Annotated in this window: 19 protein-coding genes; 10 read left to right on the top strand and 9 right to left on the bottom strand. The window is 53.9% G+C overall.

The genetic code is table 11. From position 1 onward, the window contains the following. Positions 1-239: 239 nt before the first annotated feature. The 3 genes from ACIPUG_RS18975 to ygiD all read left to right on the top strand — a co-directional run bounded on the left by ACIPUG_RS18975 (position 240) and on the right by ygiD (position 1,733). The gene (locus tag ACIPUG_RS18975) at positions 240-494 is read left to right on the top strand and encodes a type II toxin-antitoxin system Phd/YefM family antitoxin (RefSeq protein WP_039282788.1); all 255 of its coding nucleotides are present in this window, start codon (positions 240-242) and stop codon (positions 492-494) included. Then, entirely contained in the window at positions 484-771 is a 288-nt protein-coding gene (locus tag ACIPUG_RS18980) for a type II toxin-antitoxin system RelE/ParE family toxin (RefSeq protein WP_100017717.1), read from the top strand. Before ACIPUG_RS18975 ends, ACIPUG_RS18980 begins: the two co-directional genes overlap by 11 nt. 176 nt (positions 772-947) lie before the next feature. Beyond that, a complete protein-coding gene (gene ygiD, locus ACIPUG_RS18985; protein ID WP_400339721.1) occupies positions 948-1,733 on the top strand; it encodes a 4,5-DOPA dioxygenase extradiol in 786 nt (261 codons plus the stop codon). Positions 1,734-1,800: 67 nt separating this feature from the next. Here ygiD and ACIPUG_RS18990 read toward each other — a convergent pair whose 3' ends face one another. From ACIPUG_RS18990 to tolC, 3 genes are all read right to left on the bottom strand, one after another. Beyond that, positions 1,801-2,961 (bottom strand): glutathionylspermidine synthase family protein, encoded by a 1,161-nt coding sequence (locus ACIPUG_RS18990; RefSeq protein WP_010297418.1) that lies wholly within the window; start codon positions 2,959-2,961, stop codon positions 1,801-1,803. Between the two features lie 11 nt (positions 2,962-2,972). Further along, the gene (locus ACIPUG_RS18995; RefSeq protein ID WP_010280216.1) at positions 2,973-3,647 is read right to left on the bottom strand and encodes a DUF1190 family protein; all 675 of its coding nucleotides are present in this window, start codon (positions 3,645-3,647) and stop codon (positions 2,973-2,975) included. A gap of 270 nt (positions 3,648-3,917) precedes the next feature. Continuing rightward, entirely contained in the window at positions 3,918-5,309 is a 1,392-nt protein-coding gene (gene tolC, locus ACIPUG_RS19000; RefSeq protein WP_039282780.1) for an outer membrane channel protein TolC, read from the bottom strand. A 336-nt stretch (positions 5,310-5,645) separates the two neighbouring features. Between tolC and nudF the strand changes: the two genes are divergently transcribed. The 5 genes from nudF (at position 5,646) to parE (ending at position 10,209) form a co-directional block, all read left to right on the top strand. Continuing rightward, entirely contained in the window at positions 5,646-6,278 is a 633-nt protein-coding gene (gene nudF, locus ACIPUG_RS19005; RefSeq protein ID WP_039555410.1) for an ADP-ribose diphosphatase, read from the top strand. A 4-nt stretch (positions 6,279-6,282) separates the two neighbouring features. Further along, the gene (locus ACIPUG_RS19010) at positions 6,283-6,714 is read left to right on the top strand and encodes a DUF1249 family protein (RefSeq protein WP_010280219.1); all 432 of its coding nucleotides are present in this window, start codon (positions 6,283-6,285) and stop codon (positions 6,712-6,714) included. A gap of 107 nt (positions 6,715-6,821) precedes the next feature. Continuing rightward, the gene (cpdA, locus tag ACIPUG_RS19015) at positions 6,822-7,649 is read left to right on the top strand and encodes a 3',5'-cyclic-AMP phosphodiesterase (RefSeq protein WP_010297432.1); all 828 of its coding nucleotides are present in this window, start codon (positions 6,822-6,824) and stop codon (positions 7,647-7,649) included. Beyond that, the gene (yqiA, locus tag ACIPUG_RS19020) at positions 7,649-8,230 is read left to right on the top strand and encodes an esterase YqiA (protein ID WP_039282773.1); all 582 of its coding nucleotides are present in this window, start codon (positions 7,649-7,651) and stop codon (positions 8,228-8,230) included. Before cpdA ends, yqiA begins: the two co-directional genes overlap by 1 nt. 83 nt (positions 8,231-8,313) lie before the next feature. After that, complete coding sequence (parE, locus tag ACIPUG_RS19025; RefSeq protein WP_400339724.1) at positions 8,314-10,209, top strand: DNA topoisomerase 4 subunit B; 1,896 nt, start codon at positions 8,314-8,316, stop codon at positions 10,207-10,209. 188 nt (positions 10,210-10,397) lie between these two features. Here parE and ACIPUG_RS19030 read toward each other — a convergent pair whose 3' ends face one another. Continuing rightward, positions 10,398-11,057, bottom strand: coding sequence for a TetR/AcrR family transcriptional regulator (locus tag ACIPUG_RS19030; RefSeq protein ID WP_400339727.1), 660 nt, complete (start codon positions 11,055-11,057; stop codon positions 10,398-10,400). 82 nt (positions 11,058-11,139) lie between these two features. Between ACIPUG_RS19030 and ACIPUG_RS19035 the strand changes: the two genes are divergently transcribed. Continuing rightward, positions 11,140-11,880 carry a 3-oxoacyl-ACP reductase family protein gene (locus ACIPUG_RS19035; protein WP_039555413.1) on the top strand — a complete coding sequence of 247 codons (741 nt, stop codon included), beginning with the start codon at positions 11,140-11,142 and terminating at the stop codon, positions 11,878-11,880. Between the two features lie 155 nt (positions 11,881-12,035). Next, positions 12,036-12,932 carry a LysR family transcriptional regulator gene (locus ACIPUG_RS19040; RefSeq protein WP_094370060.1) on the top strand — a complete coding sequence of 299 codons (897 nt, stop codon included), beginning with the start codon at positions 12,036-12,038 and terminating at the stop codon, positions 12,930-12,932. Positions 12,933-12,972: 40 nt separating this feature from the next. On the opposite strand, the gene ACIPUG_RS19045 is transcribed toward ACIPUG_RS19040, so the two are convergent. The 5 genes from ACIPUG_RS19045 to ACIPUG_RS19065 form a co-directional block, all read right to left on the bottom strand. Further along, positions 12,973-13,554, bottom strand: coding sequence for an NAD(P)H-dependent oxidoreductase (locus ACIPUG_RS19045; RefSeq protein WP_400339732.1), 582 nt, complete (start codon positions 13,552-13,554; stop codon positions 12,973-12,975). 204 nt (positions 13,555-13,758) lie between these two features. Then, the gene (locus tag ACIPUG_RS19050) at positions 13,759-14,622 is read right to left on the bottom strand and encodes a ketose-bisphosphate aldolase (RefSeq protein WP_277517460.1); all 864 of its coding nucleotides are present in this window, start codon (positions 14,620-14,622) and stop codon (positions 13,759-13,761) included. Between the two features lie 89 nt (positions 14,623-14,711). Continuing rightward, a complete protein-coding gene (locus tag ACIPUG_RS19055; RefSeq protein ID WP_039522255.1) occupies positions 14,712-15,563 on the bottom strand; it encodes a class II fructose-bisphosphate aldolase in 852 nt (283 codons plus the stop codon). An 11-nt stretch (positions 15,564-15,574) separates the two neighbouring features. Continuing rightward, positions 15,575-16,666: a PTS fructose transporter subunit IIC gene (locus tag ACIPUG_RS19060; RefSeq protein WP_010280227.1), complete on the bottom strand. Its 1,092-nt coding sequence runs from the start codon at positions 16,664-16,666 to the stop codon at positions 15,575-15,577. A gap of 25 nt (positions 16,667-16,691) precedes the next feature. After that, a complete protein-coding gene (locus ACIPUG_RS19065; protein ID WP_010280229.1) occupies positions 16,692-17,006 on the bottom strand; it encodes a PTS fructose transporter subunit IIB in 315 nt (104 codons plus the stop codon). Positions 17,007-17,019 lie beyond the last annotated feature (13 nt).

The raw sequence follows: 17,019 nt of genomic DNA on the forward strand, positions 1-17,019 counted from the left end.
GCCAAAACCTACCGAAATATGGTGTTGGTTTATTAGCGCTGATTTGTGGGGATCCCTCAGCGCTTCGGCGGGGTTTTGCTTTATGGGGTAGGCAAGACCACGACGCTTTTTATGAAAGAACACGGCTTAACGGTCAGTGTGAAGCGATGCTTAGGAAATACTATAATGAGTGCTTTTAAAAGTGCTATTATTAGTGTGTTTAAGTGGCTTTTGACTAACCGAATTGAGTGAATGAAATTATGGCTTTCAACATCCTAACTAACACAGCCGCCAGTATTACTGAGTTGAAACGTGACCCGATGGGGACGGTTCGGGCTGCTGAAGGTGAAACTATCGCTATACTGAACCGGAATGAGCCGGCGTTCTACTGTGTGCCTCCTGCTGTATTCGCCTATTTAATGGAACTGGCTGAAGATGCAGAACTGGGGCGTACCGTTGATGATAGGATGTCAGAGCTAGCTGACGCGGAAGAGATTTCGCTCGATGACCTATAAGTTAAAATTTGTGCCTTCTGCAATGAAGGAATGGAAAAAGTTAGGGCATCCTGTCCGGGAACAGTTCAAGAAAAAGCTGGTTGAGCGTTTGGAAAATCCTCGTGTTCCTTCAGCACAGCTTCATGGCCGTAAAGACCAGTATAAAATTAAACTGAGGTCCGCTGGCTACAGGCTGGTGTATCTGGTCCAGGATGAGACTATTACTGTGATGGTTATGGGAGTTGGAAAGCGCGAAGGTAGCCAGATTTATTCTGATACGAAAGGTCGCTCTGCTTAATCTGGTCTTTTGCGAGTCCTACCTCTTGTCGGTAGTTTTTCTTGCCGCGTCATACCTTTCAAATTAATTGATGTTCTCCATCGCATAACTCTGACTTTTTCTGTGTCATAAAGCGCGTAAAGTAAGGCCATCGCGTGCGGCTGCACGCTCGCTGACATCTTTCAGAGGATATGACTATGAACAACACTTCCCGGATGCCTGCACTGTTCCTCGGCCACGGTAGCCCGATGAACGTGTTGGAAAACAATGTGTATACGCAGGCATGGCAAACGCTGGGTGAGACGCTGCCGCGTCCGAAGGCGATTATCGCGGTTTCTGCCCACTGGTATACCCGTGGTACGGCTGTGACGGCGATGGAAAACCCGCGCACCATCCATGATTTTGGCGGCTTCCCGCAGGCGCTGTTTGATACCCAGTATCCGGCACCCGGTTCGCCTGAATTGGCGGCGAGGATCCAACAGGTGTTGGCACCGTATCCGGTTACCGCCGATCAAAGCCAATGGGGTTTGGATCACGGCTCTTGGGGCGTGCTGATCAAGATGTATCCCGATGCGGATATTCCCGTTGTGCAACTGAGCGTGGACGGTACGCAGCCTGCCGCGTATCACTACGAATTAGGGCGCAAGCTGGCAGCCCTGCGTGATGAAGGCTTCATGATTGTGGCGAGTGGCAACGTCGTGCATAACCTGCGGATGGTGAAATGGGACGGCGACGCGGAGCCGTATCCGTGGGCCATTTCGTTCAATCAATTTGTGCGTGATAACCTGACTTATCAGGGCGACGACCACCCGCTGGTTCATTTTATGCAGCATGAGGGTGCCGCATTATCCAACCCGACGCCCGATCACTATTTCCCGCTGCTCTATGTGCTGGGAAGCTGGGACGGTAAAGAGGCGATCGGCATTCCGGTCGATGGGCTTGAAATGGGGTCGCTGAGTATGTTGTCGGTACAGGTGGGATAATCCGCTTTTTGCAGCAGAAATGAGAAGGCACGGTTTTCACCGTGCCTTATTACTTTCAATGTGCGGCTTAATCCAGAATGGTATGCGGATAGAAGCGCGAGAGATCCTGAGTGATCAGGGCACGATCTTCACGTACGCCGATACCACAAGGTTGATCGTTTACCAGCCAGCTACCAATCAGCGTGTAGCTGTCGCCGAATTTTGGTAGTTGATGGTACTGCTGGACGATCATCCCTTCTTCGCCGTAAGGGCCATCGGCTGACGCAATCTCTTTGCCATTTTCGACGATCTGGATGTTCGCCCCTTCACGTGAAAACAGCGGCTTAATGACGTAGCTGTCTAGTTCTGGGTGTTCATCTTCCGCGAAATAGGCAGGAAGCAGGTTGGGGTGGTTTGGGAACATTTCCCACAGCATTGGCAGCAGTGCTTTATTGGAAATAATGCTTTTCCAGGCCGGTTCCAGCCACCGCACGCCGGCATCTTCCAGCTTGGTGGAAAACATCTCGCGCAGCATGAATTCCCACGGATACAGCTTGAACAGATTACCAATTACCTGATTTTCAGGGTCGGTGAACTGGCCTTTCTCACCGAGCCCAATTTCCTCAATGTACAGAAACTCGCTCGGCAGACCGGCTTCCAGCGCGCAATCCTGAAGGTATTGCACCGTGCCGCGATCTTCTTCCGTATCCTGACAGCAGGCGAAGTGCAGCAGGCCGAAGCCGTGATTGAGCTTTAGCTCTTCAAAGCGTTCGATCAGCTTTTCCTGAATGCTGTTGTACTGGTCTGAATTCTGCGGCAGATTTCCGGCGTTGATTTGATCTTCTAGCCAGAGCCATTGGAAAAAGGCCGCTTCGTACAGCGACGTCGGTGTATCCGCATTGTTCTCCAGCAGCTTGGCTGGAGATTTGCCGTCATACGCCAGATCGAGGCGTGAATACAGCGAAGGCTGATTGGTACGCCATGAATGTCTGACGAATTCCCAGGTGTGTTTAGGAATTCGGAATTTGGCGAGCAGCGCGTCGCTGTTGACGACTTTTTCCACCACCTGCAGACACATCTGGTGCAGCTCGGCGGTGGCTTCTTCCAGCTCTTCGATCTGGGCAAGTGTGAACTGGTAGTAAGCCTCTTCGCTCCAGTAGGGCTCGCCATACATGGTGTGGAAACGAAAACCAAATTCGGTGGCTTTTTCCTGCCAGTCAGGACGCGCTGTAATATCTATCCGCTTCATCTAATACGTCCTCAGCCGCCCATGCTACGGGAAGAGCTGGAACTTGAACTGGCGCTGCTGCGCTGCATGCTGTTTTGCTTCGCGACGGTTTCACCAAAGCCACCACGCGTGATGGTTGAGGTCGTTGCAGGCTTCGGTGCCAGAGCAGTTTTCGGCACGGTCATCGTGCGGCCTGTTGTCGCGTTGCCGTAGTTTTTACCAGCGGCATCAACGAACTGGCCATTGGCCGGGCTGGCTGGCGTTTTTGGACTGAACAGCGGCTGCTGTGCGAAACCGGCACCGCCACCCATCATTCGGCCCATCATGTAACCGGCCATCAACGGCATCCAGGACATACCGCCGCCCTGTTGAGATTCTGCTGCCATACCGGCCTGTGCCGGCGCAGGCGTTTGGGTACACTGCGCTTCGCCGAATTCTGCTACGCAGTCTTCTTTTGTTGCGTATTTCGGTGCCGTTTTTTCTGCTTCTTTTAACGCATTATTGTATGCAGTGGTGCATTGGGCAGCCATGGACGGGTTAGCGGAAGAACAGTCATCCGCATTCTGGTAGAGGGAGACGGTTTCATCAGTTTGCTCGCAGCCCGCGAGGAAAAATACGGCGCTGACGGCCAAAGCAACAGGTGCCAGACGGTGCGTCCGCCATTCCTTGCGGAACGTTTCCTGATTAATATTTTTTGTACGTTTCATCGTGTTTATCCCAGAGCAAAGCATCACGGCCAATAACAAATAAGTGTGCCTAAGAATAGGGGAACGCTGCTTGAATTTAAAGCGGCAATAGGTGTAACGGGAGGTGTCTTTACGTTGCTATACATTCTGTTGTGCAACGTTTCGCTTTATGGCGAAAGAAGGTGGTTCCTGTGTTCTGGTACAGTTGCGTTATTTTGTGGGAAAGAGACAGGTATGAAAAAGGGGAACCGTGGTTCCCCTGTATTTGATGCGTGTAAACGCGGCTACCGATTAACGCTGCGCCGAGGCAGTTGTTGCCAGCGGAGCGGTGTTGTCGGTTACGGTCGGCGTCGTTGAAACCGGCTGACCCAGTGACGCATTCAGCGCCTGCAGATCGGCTTCATTCAGCGTGCCCTGCGCGGATTTGATGTTTAACTGATTGATCAGGTAATCATAACGTGCGCTGGAGAGCTGCTGTTTGGCGTTATACAGCGTAGTGGTCGCATCCAGGACGTCAACGATGGTACGTGTTCCTACCTGATAGCCTGCTTCCATCGCATCCAGAGAGCTTTGTGCAGACACTTCAGCCTGTTTGTAAGCGTTGATGCTGCTGATAGACGCGGAAATATTGTTAAACGATGAACGTACCGTTTGGATAACAGAACGGTGTGCACTTTCCAGCAGTTCGCTGGCGCTGACGTAGCTGTGCTGCGCCTGTTTCACCTGAGAGTTGGTCGCGCCACCGCTATACAGTGGCAGAGTGAAGTTAATGCCAACTCGGTGTTGCCCGGCGTCGGTGTCGTTGAAGTTGCCGCTATTCGTCCGTGAACCGGAGTAACGAGTATCGCTCACCCCTGTTGACGCGGTGAGATCCAGCGTTGGCATATAGCCTGTTTCGGCGGAGCGAATCTGCTCACGCGCCAAATCCTGGCTCAAACGTGCGGACAACAGGTTCAGGTTGCGATTTTCCGCTTCTTTCAGCAGGTTATTAACCGCTTCCGGTTTCTGGGTAGAGAAACGCTCGATGTTCAGACCGGCCAGTTGTGGGTAGAAATTGCCGGTGATCTGACGCAGTGATTCCAACGCATTATCCAGCGTATTGCGGGTCAGCACTTCATTTGCCAGCACGCTGTCATATTGGGCACGGGCGTTCTGGACGTCGGTAATCGCAACCAGACCCACGTTGAAGCGCTGTGTTGTCTGATCCAACTGGCGATAAATCGCCTGCTTCTGCGCATTGATGTAGGACAGCGAGTCAATGGCACGCAGGACGTTGAAATAGGCGGTTGCCGTGTTCAGCATCAGGTTTTGCTGAGCGGTCTGATAGGTAACGTCTTCAATACCCGCTTGTTTTTCCTGCAACGTCAGCGCACGCCATTTGGACATGTCGAACAGCGTCTGGGTTAACTGCAATGTCGCGCTTTTCTCGTTGTTGTTGACGCCATTGCTGTCACGGTAACCTTTGTTATAGGTATAACCGGCGTTGATTCCCAACTGCGGCAGTAACGGGCTACGTGATTCGTTAATTTTTTCAAACGCGGCGTCGCGGGTTGCCGCAGAGCTGCGTAAATCAGGGTTGGTACTTTTTGCCTGCTGGTAGACTTGTAACAGGTTTTCCGCCTGACTCATGGCGCTAAAACCGCCCAGGCTCAGACCAATCAGAAGAGGGAGCAATTTCTTCATTTGCATTCCTTGTTGTGCAGCAATCTCGCTATGGTAGCGCTGTCTGTAGACGAATAATTGTCGATTCTATCAGAATCTGCCAATAGGATAAGGTAGCTGAACGTGCCATCTTTCAGCGGAATATGCCCACAAGGTCAGGTAAATTGACCTGTTGGATGATTCAGTGCGGCGTTTTTCTGTTCAGTAAGGCACCGAAAAGTGATGCGATGGGTGAGAACCCCCTCACTTGGCCGACGTCACGCCTAATAAACGTTCAAAAACAATGATGAGTATAATGACAGCGGATTCCGCCATACAATACCGGATTCCATTAATACTTGTTACAGGAGTGCAGTTATGTCGTCTTCCGCATCCGGTCCGGTTACTTTCACCAAAGATGATGTAGAAATTATTGCACGCGAAACGCTGTACGACGGTTTTTTTTCGCTGGAGCGTTACCGTTTCCGTCATCGCCTGTTTAATGGCGGTATGAGCGATGAGGTCAGCCGTGAGATCTTCGAACGCGGCCATGCCGTAGTGTTGCTGCCTTACGATCCGGTGCGTGATGAAGTGGTATTAATCGAACAGATTCGCATTGCGGCCTATGACACCAGCGCGTCTCCCTGGCTGTTTGAGCTGGTGGCTGGCATGATTGAGCCAGGAGAAAGCCACGAAGAGGTGGCGCGGCGCGAAGCAGAAGAAGAAGCTGGATTAAGGGTTGGCCGTTGCCGACCGATAATCAACTATCTTGCTAGCCCCGGCGGCACCAGCGAGCGTTTGGCGGTGATGGTGGGCGAAGTGGATACGCGTACGGCGAAAGGTATTCACGGTCTAGCGGAAGAGAATGAAGATATCCGCGTACATGTGGTGAGCCGTAAACAAAGTTATCAATGGGTTGAAGAAGGCATCGTTGATAACGCCGCGTCTGTCATTGCCTTGCAATGGTTGGCGTTGCACCATGAAGAACTGAAACGTGAGTGGGTGGATTGAATTTATGAAACGTTATACTCCGGATTTCCCGGCCATGATGAGGCTATGTGAAACCAACTTCATGCAATTGCGGCGTTTGCTGCCAAAAATTGATGAAGTCGGTGAAATCGCGGTTTATCACGTCAATAATGCGGTCTATCAACTGACGATTCTTGAATCTACTCGCTATACCTCATTGGTGGAAATTAAGCAGACAGCGCCCACTGTCAGCTACTGGAGCCTGCCAATGATGAGCGTTAGGTTGTATCATGATGCGTTGGTTGCGGAAGTGTGTGCCAGCCAGCAGATCTTTCGCTTCAAAGCACGTTATGATTATCCTAATAAGAAGTTACATCAACGTGACGAAAAGCATCAAATTAATCAGTTTCTTGCTGATTGGCTAAAGTATTGTTTGGCGTATGGTTCGATGTCGATACCGGTTTTTGATACCCAATAGATTTCAAGACGCAGGACGACGGCAGTCGAACCAACAAGGGAAGGCAGCGTATTCTGCAATTTGGAAGATGACGGGTAGAGACAGATTTACGTAACCAAGGACACCATTTGGAAAGCCTGTTGACACTGCCTGTGGCGAGTGGCGCCAGAGTCAGGATTTTACAAATAACAGATACCCATCTTTTTGCGGGCGAGCATGAAACCTTGCTGGGTATCAACACCTATCGTAGCTATCACGCTGTGCTGAATGCCATCAAGGCTCGGCAGGATGCGTTTGATTTGATCGTCGCGACGGGCGATTTAGCGCAGGATCACACGCTGCAAGCCTACCACCATTTCTCACGCGGGATTGCGCAGATCCCCGCACCTTGCGTATGGCTTCCGGGTAACCACGACTTCCAGCCGGCGATGGTCGATGCGCTGGCTGACGCCGGTATTGCACCGTCCAAGCATGTGCTGCTGGGTGACAAGTGGCAAATCATCCTGTTGGACAGTCAGGTATTTGGCGTCCCACACGGCGAGCTGAGCGAATACCAGCTTGAATGGCTGGAGCGCAGTCTGAAAAGTCAGCCCGATCGCTTTACGCTGCTGCTGCTGCACCATCATCCGCATCCTTCTGGCTGTACCTGGCTCGATCAGCATAGCTTGCGTAACGCGCATAATCTGTCTGCGGTACTGGATCGCTATCCACAGGTGAACACCGTGCTGTGTGGACATATTCATCAGGAGATGGATTTTGACTGGCACGGCCGCCGCTTGCTGGCCACGCCGTCGACCTGCGTACAGTTCAAACCGCACTGCACTAACTTCACCATTGATGACGTGGCGCCGGGCTGGCGCTATCTGGACCTGCTGCCGGATGGCCGTCTGGAAACCGAGGTCTATCGTCTCTCAGGCAGCGAATTCCTGCCTGACATGGATTCGGACGGTTACTAATGCCAACGCTTCTTTATCTGCACGGCTTCAACAGTACGCCACAGTCGGCAAAAGCGACGGCTCTGCAAACGTGGTTGGCAGAGCAGCATCCTGAAATCGATATGGTGATTCCACAGCTTCCACCGTATCCGTCGGAGGCGGCTGAGATGATGGAGTCGCTGATTATGGAGCGGGCCGGCCGTCCGGTGGGCATTGTTGGCTCTTCCCTCGGTGGTTATTATGCCACCTGGCTATCCCAGTGTTTTATGCTGCCTGCCGTGGTGGTGAACCCTGCGGTGAAGCCGTTTGAACTGTTGCTGGACCATCTGGGCGAATATCAGAACCCCTACACCGGTGAAAAATATGTGCTAGAGTCTCGGCACGTTTACGATCTGAAGGTCATGCAGGTTGACCGACTGGAATCGCCGGATTTGCTCTGGCTGCTGTTGCAGACAGGGGATGAGGTTCTGGACTATCGTCAGGCAGTCGCGTATTACACGGCCTGCCGTCAAACTGTGGAGTCAGGGGGCAGTCATGCCTTTGTCGGATTTGAGCACTTTTTCGCACCGATTGTGAATTTTTTAGGGCTCACGACAGACTGAATCGCCACCTATGATTGAAAAACGATCCGCCGAAAGCGGTTCGTTAAACACCATTCACTGAACTCAAAGAATTAACGCAAACTATGGCTCAATCAAGTTATAACGCTGATGCGATTGAAGTACTCAGCGGACTGGAACCGGTGCGCCGTCGTCCGGGAATGTACACCGATACCACGCGTCCTAACCATCTGGGACAAGAGGTCATAGATAACAGCGTTGATGAAGCGCTGGCGGGTCATGCACGCCGAATTGATGTGATTTTGCACGCCGATCAGTCGCTGGAAGTCATTGATGACGGTCGTGGGATGCCGGTGGATATCCACCCGGAAGAAGGTGTACCCGCCGTTGAACTGATCCTGTGTCGTCTGCATGCAGGCGGCAAATTTTCCGGTAAAAACTACCAGTTCTCGGGCGGCTTGCACGGCGTAGGGATTTCCGTGGTGAACGCCCTGTCTACCCGCGTTGAAGTTACCGTTAAGCGCGATGGTCAGGTGTACGACATCGCGTTTGAAAACGGCGATAAAGTGCAGGAACTCACCGTAACTGGCACCTGCGGACGTCGTAACACTGGCACGCGCGTGCATTTCTGGCCGGATGAGAAGTTCTTCGACAGCCACCGTTTTTCCGTCTCCCGTTTGACGCACCTGCTGAAGGCCAAAGCGGTCTTATGTCCCGGTGTGGAAATCATCTTCAAAGATAAAGTTAACAACACCGAGCAGCGCTGGTGCTATCAGGATGGCCTGAATGACTATCTGTGCGAGGCGGTAAATGGCCTGATCACGCTGCCGGAAAAACCGTTTCTGGGGTCGATTACTGGCGATACGGAAGCCGTAGACTGGGCGCTGCTCTGGCTGCCGGAAGGCGGTGAGCTGCTGATGGAAAGCTACGTTAACCTCATCCCGACGCCAATGGGCGGGACGCACGTTAACGGCCTGCGCCAAGGCTTGCTGGATGCGATGCGTGAATTCTGCGAATTCCGCAATATTCTGCCGCGCGGCGTGAAGCTGAGTGCAGATGACATCTGGGAGCGCTGTGCTTACGTGCTGTCGGTCAAAATGCAGGAACCGCAGTTTGCCGGGCAGACCAAAGAACGCCTCTCTTCTCGTCAGTGCGCCGCGTTTGTCTCCGGCGTCGTGAAAGACGCTTTCAGCCTGTGGCTGAACCAGAACGTACAGGCTGCGGAGCAGTTGGCCGAGCTGGCGATTTCCAGTGCTCAGCGCCGTATGCGCGCCGCCAAAAAAGTGGTGCGTAAAAAGCTGACCAGTGGGCCGGCGCTGCCAGGCAAACTGGCCGATTGTACCTCGCAGGATCTTAACCGGACGGAGCTGTTCCTAGTGGAAGGGGATTCGGCGGGCGGATCGGCGAAGCAGGCGCGCGAGCGTGAATTTCAGGCGATCATGCCATTAAAAGGTAAGATCCTGAATACCTGGGAAGTGTCCTCCGATGAGGTTCTGGCGTCGCAGGAAGTACATGATATTTCAGTCGCGATCGGTATCGATCCTGACAGCGCCGATCTCAGCCAACTGCGTTACGGCAAGATCTGTATTCTGGCGGATGCGGATTCCGATGGTCTGCACATTGCGACGCTGCTGTGCGCGCTGTTTGTCCGCCATTTCCGGGCGCTGGTTCAGGGCGGGCACGTTTATGTCGCCATGCCGCCGTTGTACCGTATCGATCTGGGCAAAGAGGTTTACTACGCGCTGGACGAAGAGGAAAAAGCGGGCGTACTGGAACAGCTTAAGCGCAAGAAAGGCAAGCCGAACGTACAGCGCTTTAAAGGTCTGGGCGAAATGAACCCGCTACAGCTGCGTGAAACCACGCTGGATCCCAACACTCGCCGTCTGGTGCAATTGACCATCAACGAAGACGATATCGATCAGACGATGGCGATGATGGATATGCTGCTAGCGAAGAAACGTTCTGAAGATCGCCGAAACTGGCTGCAAGAGAAGGGCGACAAGGCGGAGATCGAGGTCTAACTGCCGACTCCTGCATTAGCTAAACAAAAAATGACAAGCTGGCTGTATGGTGAGCGAAAACGCTCATGATACAGCCAGCTTTCTTCTTTTCAGTTCTCAGCAAATCAGCAGACGACCTTGCCACTTATCCTTAAGGCTATTTGTCTGATTCTGTCGTTTTCTTTACGATGCCGGTTAACCACTGCGGCTCAACGTTTCTCACATCTCACCTGCGCATCCCATCCTAACAGGGCGTATTGAACGATATTCTCAAGTTCTGTGCGGCTGGTGCCATCGCGTGATTGCAGCACCATTCCGCCCTGTATCGCGAGAACATAGCGCGCCAGTCCGTTAACGTTCAGCGCGGCGTCCAATTCCCCCTCGGACACAGCTTGCTCAAAGCGTGTTTCTAGCTTTTTCAGCGCCTGCGCGCGCGCATCCCGCACGATAGCGCCAAGGGTGGCATTTCCCTCTTCGCCGACGGCGGACAGCACCAGCATGCAGCCGGGAGGATCGTCTGAGCCGTTCGCCCCGGTGAGCGCTGCGGCTGAATCCATCAGGTAGGCTTGAACGGCGTCACGAGCCGTCTGGGCGCTATCGAAACCCGCCCAGACGTGTGGGCCATAGTGTTCGGCGTAGTAGCGAACCGCTTCGGCGTACAGTTCCTCTTTCGACCCAAACGCGGCATACAGGCTGGGCGATCCGATCCCCATTGCGGCGGTGAGATCGGACATCGAGGTAGCGGAAAAGCCCTTGTGCCAGAAAAGGCGTGTTGCCTTTTCCAATGCTTTTTCGCGATCGAACGCCCGTGGTCGTCCTTTAGCGGGACGCTCCGTTGCGACGTTTTTAGGCGTAAATGAATTCTGCATCGTTCGTTACATAAATGAATTGACGGTTACCCAGAGGGCGTTTATAACATTATATATCAATCACTACAAAATAGGGTAAGCGATGACTGAACTTGCAGGTAAAAAAGCGCTGGTAACTGGCGCATCTCGCGGTATTGGTGCGGCCATTGCGCTTGAACTGGCGGAAAAAGGCGCAGATGTGGCGATCACCTACCAGAACTCTGAGGCACGGGCATTGGACGTGGTGCGGGCGATTGAAGCAAAAGGCCGTCGCGCCTTCGCGATAAAGGCCGATAGCGCGGACGCCGAAGCCGTTGTGCGCTCGGTGAACGGGGCCGCAGACGCGCTGGGTGGTCTGGATATTCTCGTCAATAACGCCGGAATTGCTCGCGGCGGCATGCTGTCGCAACTGAGTCTTGCTGACATTGATGACACGCTGAACGTGAATGTGCGTGCCGTGGTGCTGGCATCGCAAGCGGCTATCCCGCATTTAGGTCAGAGCGGTCGTATTATCTCGATAGGGTCGAGTGTCGCCGAGCGTGTTCCTATGCCGGGAATGTCGGTCTACGCGATGTCCAAATCGGCGTTACTTTCTTTCACCCGCGGGCTGGCGCGTGAGCTGGGGCCGAATGGCATTACCGTGAATCTGGTGCATCCGGGGTCAACCGATACGGATATGAATCCGGCTGACGGCGAGTATTCAGAGGCACAGCGTTCGTCGATCGCACTGGGTCATTATGGCAAGCCTGAAGACATTGCGGCAGCGGTTGCGTTTCTGGCGAGCCCGGCTGCGCGACAAATTACGGGAACCGGGATCACAGTGGATGGCGGATCTAACGCCTAACGCGATCTTTATCCTGTTTCATCTTGCCGAGGTGGATCATCCTCTTCGGCAGGATGATGTTCGGACGGTGGCAGTCATTTACAAGTGACTGCGGTATGATGCGAGTACACGATAACGTTTGGTGAATACCGAATCGACGGCAGGTGTACGCGCTTATGAAAGTCACGCTTGAGGAACTTCAGGCTTTTGTGGTGGTGATCGACACCGGTTCGATCACGGCGGCAGCGGAACAGCTTGGGCAAACCACGTCGGGCATCAGCCGGGCGCTGCGGCGTCTGGAAGACAAGCTGGGCACGACGTTGCTGCACCGTACCACTCGACGCCTCTCCCTTTCCGAAGAAGGCACGATGTTTCTTGAGCACGCCCGTGGTGTGATTCACGCGGTGGAACACGCTGAAGAGCAGGTACTGCTGCGCCATGAGCAACCGAGCGGACGGCTGCGAATCAACTCGGGTTCGGCATTTATGCAGCATGTGATCGTGCCTCTGGTGCCGGAATTTCGCCGCCGTTATCCCAAGATCGTTCTTGAACTCAACACTGACGATTTCATTATTGATTTGCTTGAGCAGCATACCGATATCGCCATTCGCATCGGCACGCTCAAAGATTCCACCATTCATGCCCGGCTGCTCGGTGCAAGCAAGCTGCGTATTGTCGCCAGTCCTGAATATCTACAGCAAAATGGTACGCCCAAGACGGTTGAGTCATTGGCCGATCATCTTTGTCTGGGGTTTACCCAGTCGGAGTCGCTGAATCACTGGCCGCTGCGGCATGGGCTTCAGGACTTCTATACCATCAAGCCAGTACTATCAGCCTCAAACGGTGAGATCTTGCGTCAACTTGCGTTGCAAGGCGAAGGGATTATGCGTATGTCTACCTTCCTGATCCGGGACGATTTGGCGGCGGGGAGGCTGGTACCGATCCTCACTGAGGAGACGCTGGACGCCAGCCTGCCGGTTTACGCGGTGTATTATCGCAATAGCCAATTGGCGGCGCGCATTACCTGTTTTCTGGATTTCATGAGCGAGAAGCTCACGGAAAACCCGCTGTGATACGTGGCCCACAGCGGTAGAGAAGCGAGCCTAATACCGATTAGGCAACGTGTTCGTCCAGATGTTGGCGGTAATTCGCAAGATAAGCTGGCACATCCGGTGCCTTTATCACATCATTGCAGATGAAGGTTGGCAGTGGGGATAACCCGATGAACTGGTTCGCTTTATGGAACGGCAGATACACGCCGTCCACGCCCACACCGTGGAAGAACTGTTCGGGATCGTTGAAGGCCTCCAGCGGCGCATTCCACGTCAGAGACAGCATGTATTTGCGACCTTGTAGCAGCCCACCCGAACCGTATTTCTTGCTGGCATCCGAACGGCTGCGGCCATCGCTGGCATAAAGCGAGCCGTGGCCGGCGGTAAATACGTCATCGATGTATTTCTTCAGGATCCACGGCGTATCCATCCACCATCCCGGCATCTGGTAAATAATGGTGTCTGCCCACAGGTAGTTCTGAATTTCCTGTTCAATATCGTAGCCGCTGTCCACGACCGTCACGCGCACGTCGTGACCTTTATCGCGTAGGAAACTGGCGGCGACATCGGTAAGGGTATGGTTCAACTCACCTTTGGAATGAGCGAATGATTTGCCTGCGTCAATCAGCAAAATGTTTTGCATAGGTCTGCTCTCGAATCGGTTATCAACGAAGATGTTGGGCGTAGTCTAGAGCAGAGAGCAGTGCAGAAAAATGTGCGCTAGCGCATAACACTGTTGACTGAATATCAATAATCAAGAAGCGGAATGACGCCATATTGAAATAATGTGGGTGGGGTAAAAGGCAAGAGCATCCTTCCCTTGCCTTGTTCAGATCGTGTGGCGTAGCTATCGGTATAAAGCGGCTTTACCTGTCGAACCGAAGAGCGCCATTTTGTAGCGAATCACCTCTTTTGCCGCCTTAATCGGTTCTGGATAGATGGCATTCGGATCCCACCAGGTTTCACGGCTGAGGATTTCCCGCGCTTTCTGGAAATAGGCGAATTTCATGTCGCTGGAGATATTGATTTTGCCCACGCCAAGCGTTACCGCTTCGGCAATTTCGGCGTCCGGGTTGGCGGAACCGCCGTGCAGGACGAGCGGAATCGAGACCCGCTGCGAGATATCCCGCAGGATATGCATTTGCAGCTCTGGCTTCAGGTCTTTGGGATAGATGCCGTGCGCGGTGCCGATAGCGACGGCTAACGTATCAACGCCTGTCCGGTTGACGAAATCTTCCGCCTGCTCGGGGTCGGTGTAGATCACTTTGCTAACGCCGCCTTCTATCGTGGTGCCGGTATCACCAATCGTACCTAATTCCCCCTCCACGGAAACGCCAACGGCATGCGCCAGCTTCACCACTTCGGCCGTAAGAGCCACGTTTTCTTCATAAGGCAGCAGCGAACCATCGATCATCACGGAGGTAAATCCGCACTGAATAGCGCGCAGGACATGTGCGATCGACGCGCCATGATCGAGGTGGATGACAAACGGCACCGGGCTACGCAACGTTCTTTCTCGCACATAGGCGAAGAATTCATCGGTCACGAATTCCAGCTCGCTCGGGTGGATAGAGATAATGGCTGGAGTATTCGTTGCTTCGGCTTCTTCCACTACGGCGCGGATAAAGCAGCTGTCGGCCACGTTAAAGGCGCCGATAGCGAAGCGGTGTTCACGCGTGGGTTTAAGGATATCGGTCATTGAAATCAACATGTTATGTCTCTCCTGTGTCGGGTAAAGGGCAAAGCGTTCCTGTACCAGTGGAAAACCACTGATGGCGAAAGTCGGTAAAGGGCGAACGGTCAGGCTTGGTTGGCGGAACCGGACCAACTGAGATAATCGGCGACCACATCGCGGCAGGCGGATTCCATCGTCGCCAGCAGCTCGGACAGTTCTGTCGTTGGGTGCTGATGCAGCGCCTGCTGCAATGCCGTTTTGCCTGCCTCAAAAACGGCCGCGCCAACGTTGATTTTGGCGACGCCGTGACGGCTGACGCGGCGAATATCGTCGGCCTTGGTGCCGCTGCCGCCGTGCAGCGCGAGCGGCACGGTCGATTCCCGATGCAGGGCTTCGAGACGCTCAAAATCAATCCGTGGCGCCACCCCCGGTGGATAAATGCCATGGGCGGTGCCGACCGACACGGCAAGCAGGTCGATACCGGTTTGGCGGATAAAGGGAACGACGTCTTCCACCTGTGTCATTTTCACCGCGGCATCCTCTTGGTCGTAGACGGGCGCATCGGCGATATGCCCAAGCTCACCTTCCACGCAGACGCCCGCGGTCGCGGCGATGGTCACTACCTGCTGGGTGCGCAGGATGTTTTCCGCCAGCGGATGGCTGGAGGCATCGATCATCAGTCCGGTAAAGCCGGCGCGGAACGCCTGCCCAATCAGGCTGAAAGCTGTGCCGTGATCCAGACTGAGCGCCACCGGAACGGTGGCCTGCTCGGCCAGCGCCTTGACCAACGGCACTGCGAGGTGCGGCGGAAAGTGCGCGCTGTGGCCCTGATACACATTAAGAATCAGCGGCGCACGCTGTTGCTCGGCAGCGGCTATGGCCGCACGAGCGGTCTCCAGGTTGAAACAGTTGATGGCGAGCACGGCATACTGCTGTTGATACGCGTCATCAATGAGGGTTTTCATTGCGGCATACATGGCGGCTCCTATTATTCGAGAGTGAATTTAATGTCTTCGTCACGAACGCTGCTGTCGTCAACGTCGTCGAACTCTTCATCTGCCTGCGTGACGCGTTTCTTAATCAGCGACAGCATCACGCCGCAGATGACCGTGCCGATACCGAGCGCCAGACAGAACATCAGCGGCTTGGTAAACAGCGGGACGACAAACATGCCGCCGTGTGGCACGGGCGCCTCCACGCCCCAGACCATGATGAGCCCGCCCGCAATGGCCGAGGCGACGACGCAGCTGGCAACCACCCTGAACAAGTCGCGCGCGGCAATCGGGATTACCCCTTCGGTAATCATGCAGATCCCCATCGGGAAGGCGGCTTTCAGCGCTTCTTTTTCAGCGCGGGTGTATTTGTAGCGGGTCAGCAGGAAGGACAGCGTGATGCCGAAAGGCGGAATCATTGAGCCGACAAATTTGACGGCTTCCGGTCCGTAGATGCCATCGACCAGCATGCCATCGGCGAAGAGCGACATCGTCTTGTTCACCGGTCCGCCGAAGTCGAAGGTTGCCATCGCCCCCAAAATCGCCCCCATCAGGAATTTCGAGCCGCCCTGCATGGATTCCAGCAGATGAATCAGTGCTTTTTGCAGCCAGACAATGGGCTGGCCGATAAACGTCATCATCAGCAGCCCGGCGATAATGGTGCTGAGCAGCGGCAGGATCATGACGGGCATCAGTCCCTGCATCGAGGTGGGCAGCTTGATGTAGCGACGCAGCAGCAGCACGGTGTAGCCGACTAAGAAGCCGCCGAGAATACCGCCGATAAACCCGGTTTGAATCTGACCGCAGATAAAGCCGACAATCAGGCCGGGAGCGAAGCCGGGGCGGTCGGCAATGGAGTAAGCGATGGCGGCGCTGATCAGCGGCACAATCAGCCCCATGCCCCAACCGCCGATCTGGTTGAGCATCCACGCGATGCTGCCGGTTTGCTTACCGACATCCGGGCCGCCGATCACCTGACCGAGGGCAATACAGATCCCGGCGGCGACAATGAGCGGGATCATCCAGGAAATACCGGTAAGGAGATGCCGTTTTATTTCCTGTCCAACGGTGATTTTTCTGGTGTTCATTATGATTACCCCGAAAATTAGCTATTCAGGCACCCGCTAAAGAACTAGCGACTTTTTCCAGAAATTTAATTGGAGATTTAATAACGACCTCCGTTTTTACTCGAACGACGGGTTTACCCTTAAATCGCTCTTCGCCTGTTATTTTGATATCGATAGCCAAAATAACGACATCGGCTGCGGCTATCTCCTCGGGCGTTAATTCATTCTCCGTACCAATGGTGCCTTGGGTTTCCACTTTAATGGCGTAATTTAAGGCGTTCGCACCCTTAATGAGTTTCTCGCGTGCGATATAGGTATGCGCAATGCCTGCCGTGCAGGCGGCAACACAAACAATATTCATTTTGAGCCTCGTT

The organism is Pectobacterium sp. CHL-2024, from assembly GCF_044751765.1.
Lineage (GTDB): Bacteria > Pseudomonadota > Gammaproteobacteria > Enterobacterales > Enterobacteriaceae > Pectobacterium > Pectobacterium brasiliense.

What these genes read in the sequence shown, in the direction of transcription:
- ACIPUG_RS18975 (WP_039282788.1), top strand. Translation starts at nt 240, where the DNA reads ATGGCTTTCAACATCCTAACTAACACAGCCGCCAGTATTACTGAGTTG.
- ACIPUG_RS18980 (WP_100017717.1), top strand. Translation starts at nt 484, where the DNA reads ATGACCTATAAGTTAAAATTTGTGCCTTCTGCAATGAAGGAATGGAAA.
- ygiD (WP_400339721.1), top strand. Translation starts at nt 948, where the DNA reads ATGAACAACACTTCCCGGATGCCTGCACTGTTCCTCGGCCACGGTAGC.
- ACIPUG_RS18990 (WP_010297418.1), bottom strand. Translation starts at nt 2,961, where the DNA reads ATGAAGCGGATAGATATTACAGCGCGTCCTGACTGGCAGGAAAAAGCC.
- ACIPUG_RS18995 (WP_010280216.1), bottom strand. Translation starts at nt 3,647, where the DNA reads ATGAAACGTACAAAAAATATTAATCAGGAAACGTTCCGCAAGGAATGG.
- tolC (WP_039282780.1), bottom strand. Translation starts at nt 5,309, where the DNA reads ATGAAGAAATTGCTCCCTCTTCTGATTGGTCTGAGCCTGGGCGGTTTT.
- nudF (WP_039555410.1), top strand. Translation starts at nt 5,646, where the DNA reads ATGTCGTCTTCCGCATCCGGTCCGGTTACTTTCACCAAAGATGATGTA.
- ACIPUG_RS19010 (WP_010280219.1), top strand. Translation starts at nt 6,283, where the DNA reads ATGAAACGTTATACTCCGGATTTCCCGGCCATGATGAGGCTATGTGAA.
- yqiA (WP_039282773.1), top strand. Translation starts at nt 7,649, where the DNA reads ATGCCAACGCTTCTTTATCTGCACGGCTTCAACAGTACGCCACAGTCG.
- parE (WP_400339724.1), top strand. Translation starts at nt 8,314, where the DNA reads ATGGCTCAATCAAGTTATAACGCTGATGCGATTGAAGTACTCAGCGGA.
- ACIPUG_RS19030 (WP_400339727.1), bottom strand. Translation starts at nt 11,057, where the DNA reads ATGCAGAATTCATTTACGCCTAAAAACGTCGCAACGGAGCGTCCCGCT.
- ACIPUG_RS19035 (WP_039555413.1), top strand. Translation starts at nt 11,140, where the DNA reads ATGACTGAACTTGCAGGTAAAAAAGCGCTGGTAACTGGCGCATCTCGC.
- ACIPUG_RS19040 (WP_094370060.1), top strand. Translation starts at nt 12,036, where the DNA reads ATGAAAGTCACGCTTGAGGAACTTCAGGCTTTTGTGGTGGTGATCGAC.
- ACIPUG_RS19045 (WP_400339732.1), bottom strand. Translation starts at nt 13,554, where the DNA reads ATGCAAAACATTTTGCTGATTGACGCAGGCAAATCATTCGCTCATTCC.
- ACIPUG_RS19050 (WP_277517460.1), bottom strand. Translation starts at nt 14,622, where the DNA reads ATGTTGATTTCAATGACCGATATCCTTAAACCCACGCGTGAACACCGC.
- ACIPUG_RS19055 (WP_039522255.1), bottom strand. Translation starts at nt 15,563, where the DNA reads ATGTATGCCGCAATGAAAACCCTCATTGATGACGCGTATCAACAGCAG.
- ACIPUG_RS19060 (WP_010280227.1), bottom strand. Translation starts at nt 16,666, where the DNA reads ATGAACACCAGAAAAATCACCGTTGGACAGGAAATAAAACGGCATCTC.
- ACIPUG_RS19065 (WP_010280229.1), bottom strand. Translation starts at nt 17,006, where the DNA reads ATGAATATTGTTTGTGTTGCCGCCTGCACGGCAGGCATTGCGCATACC.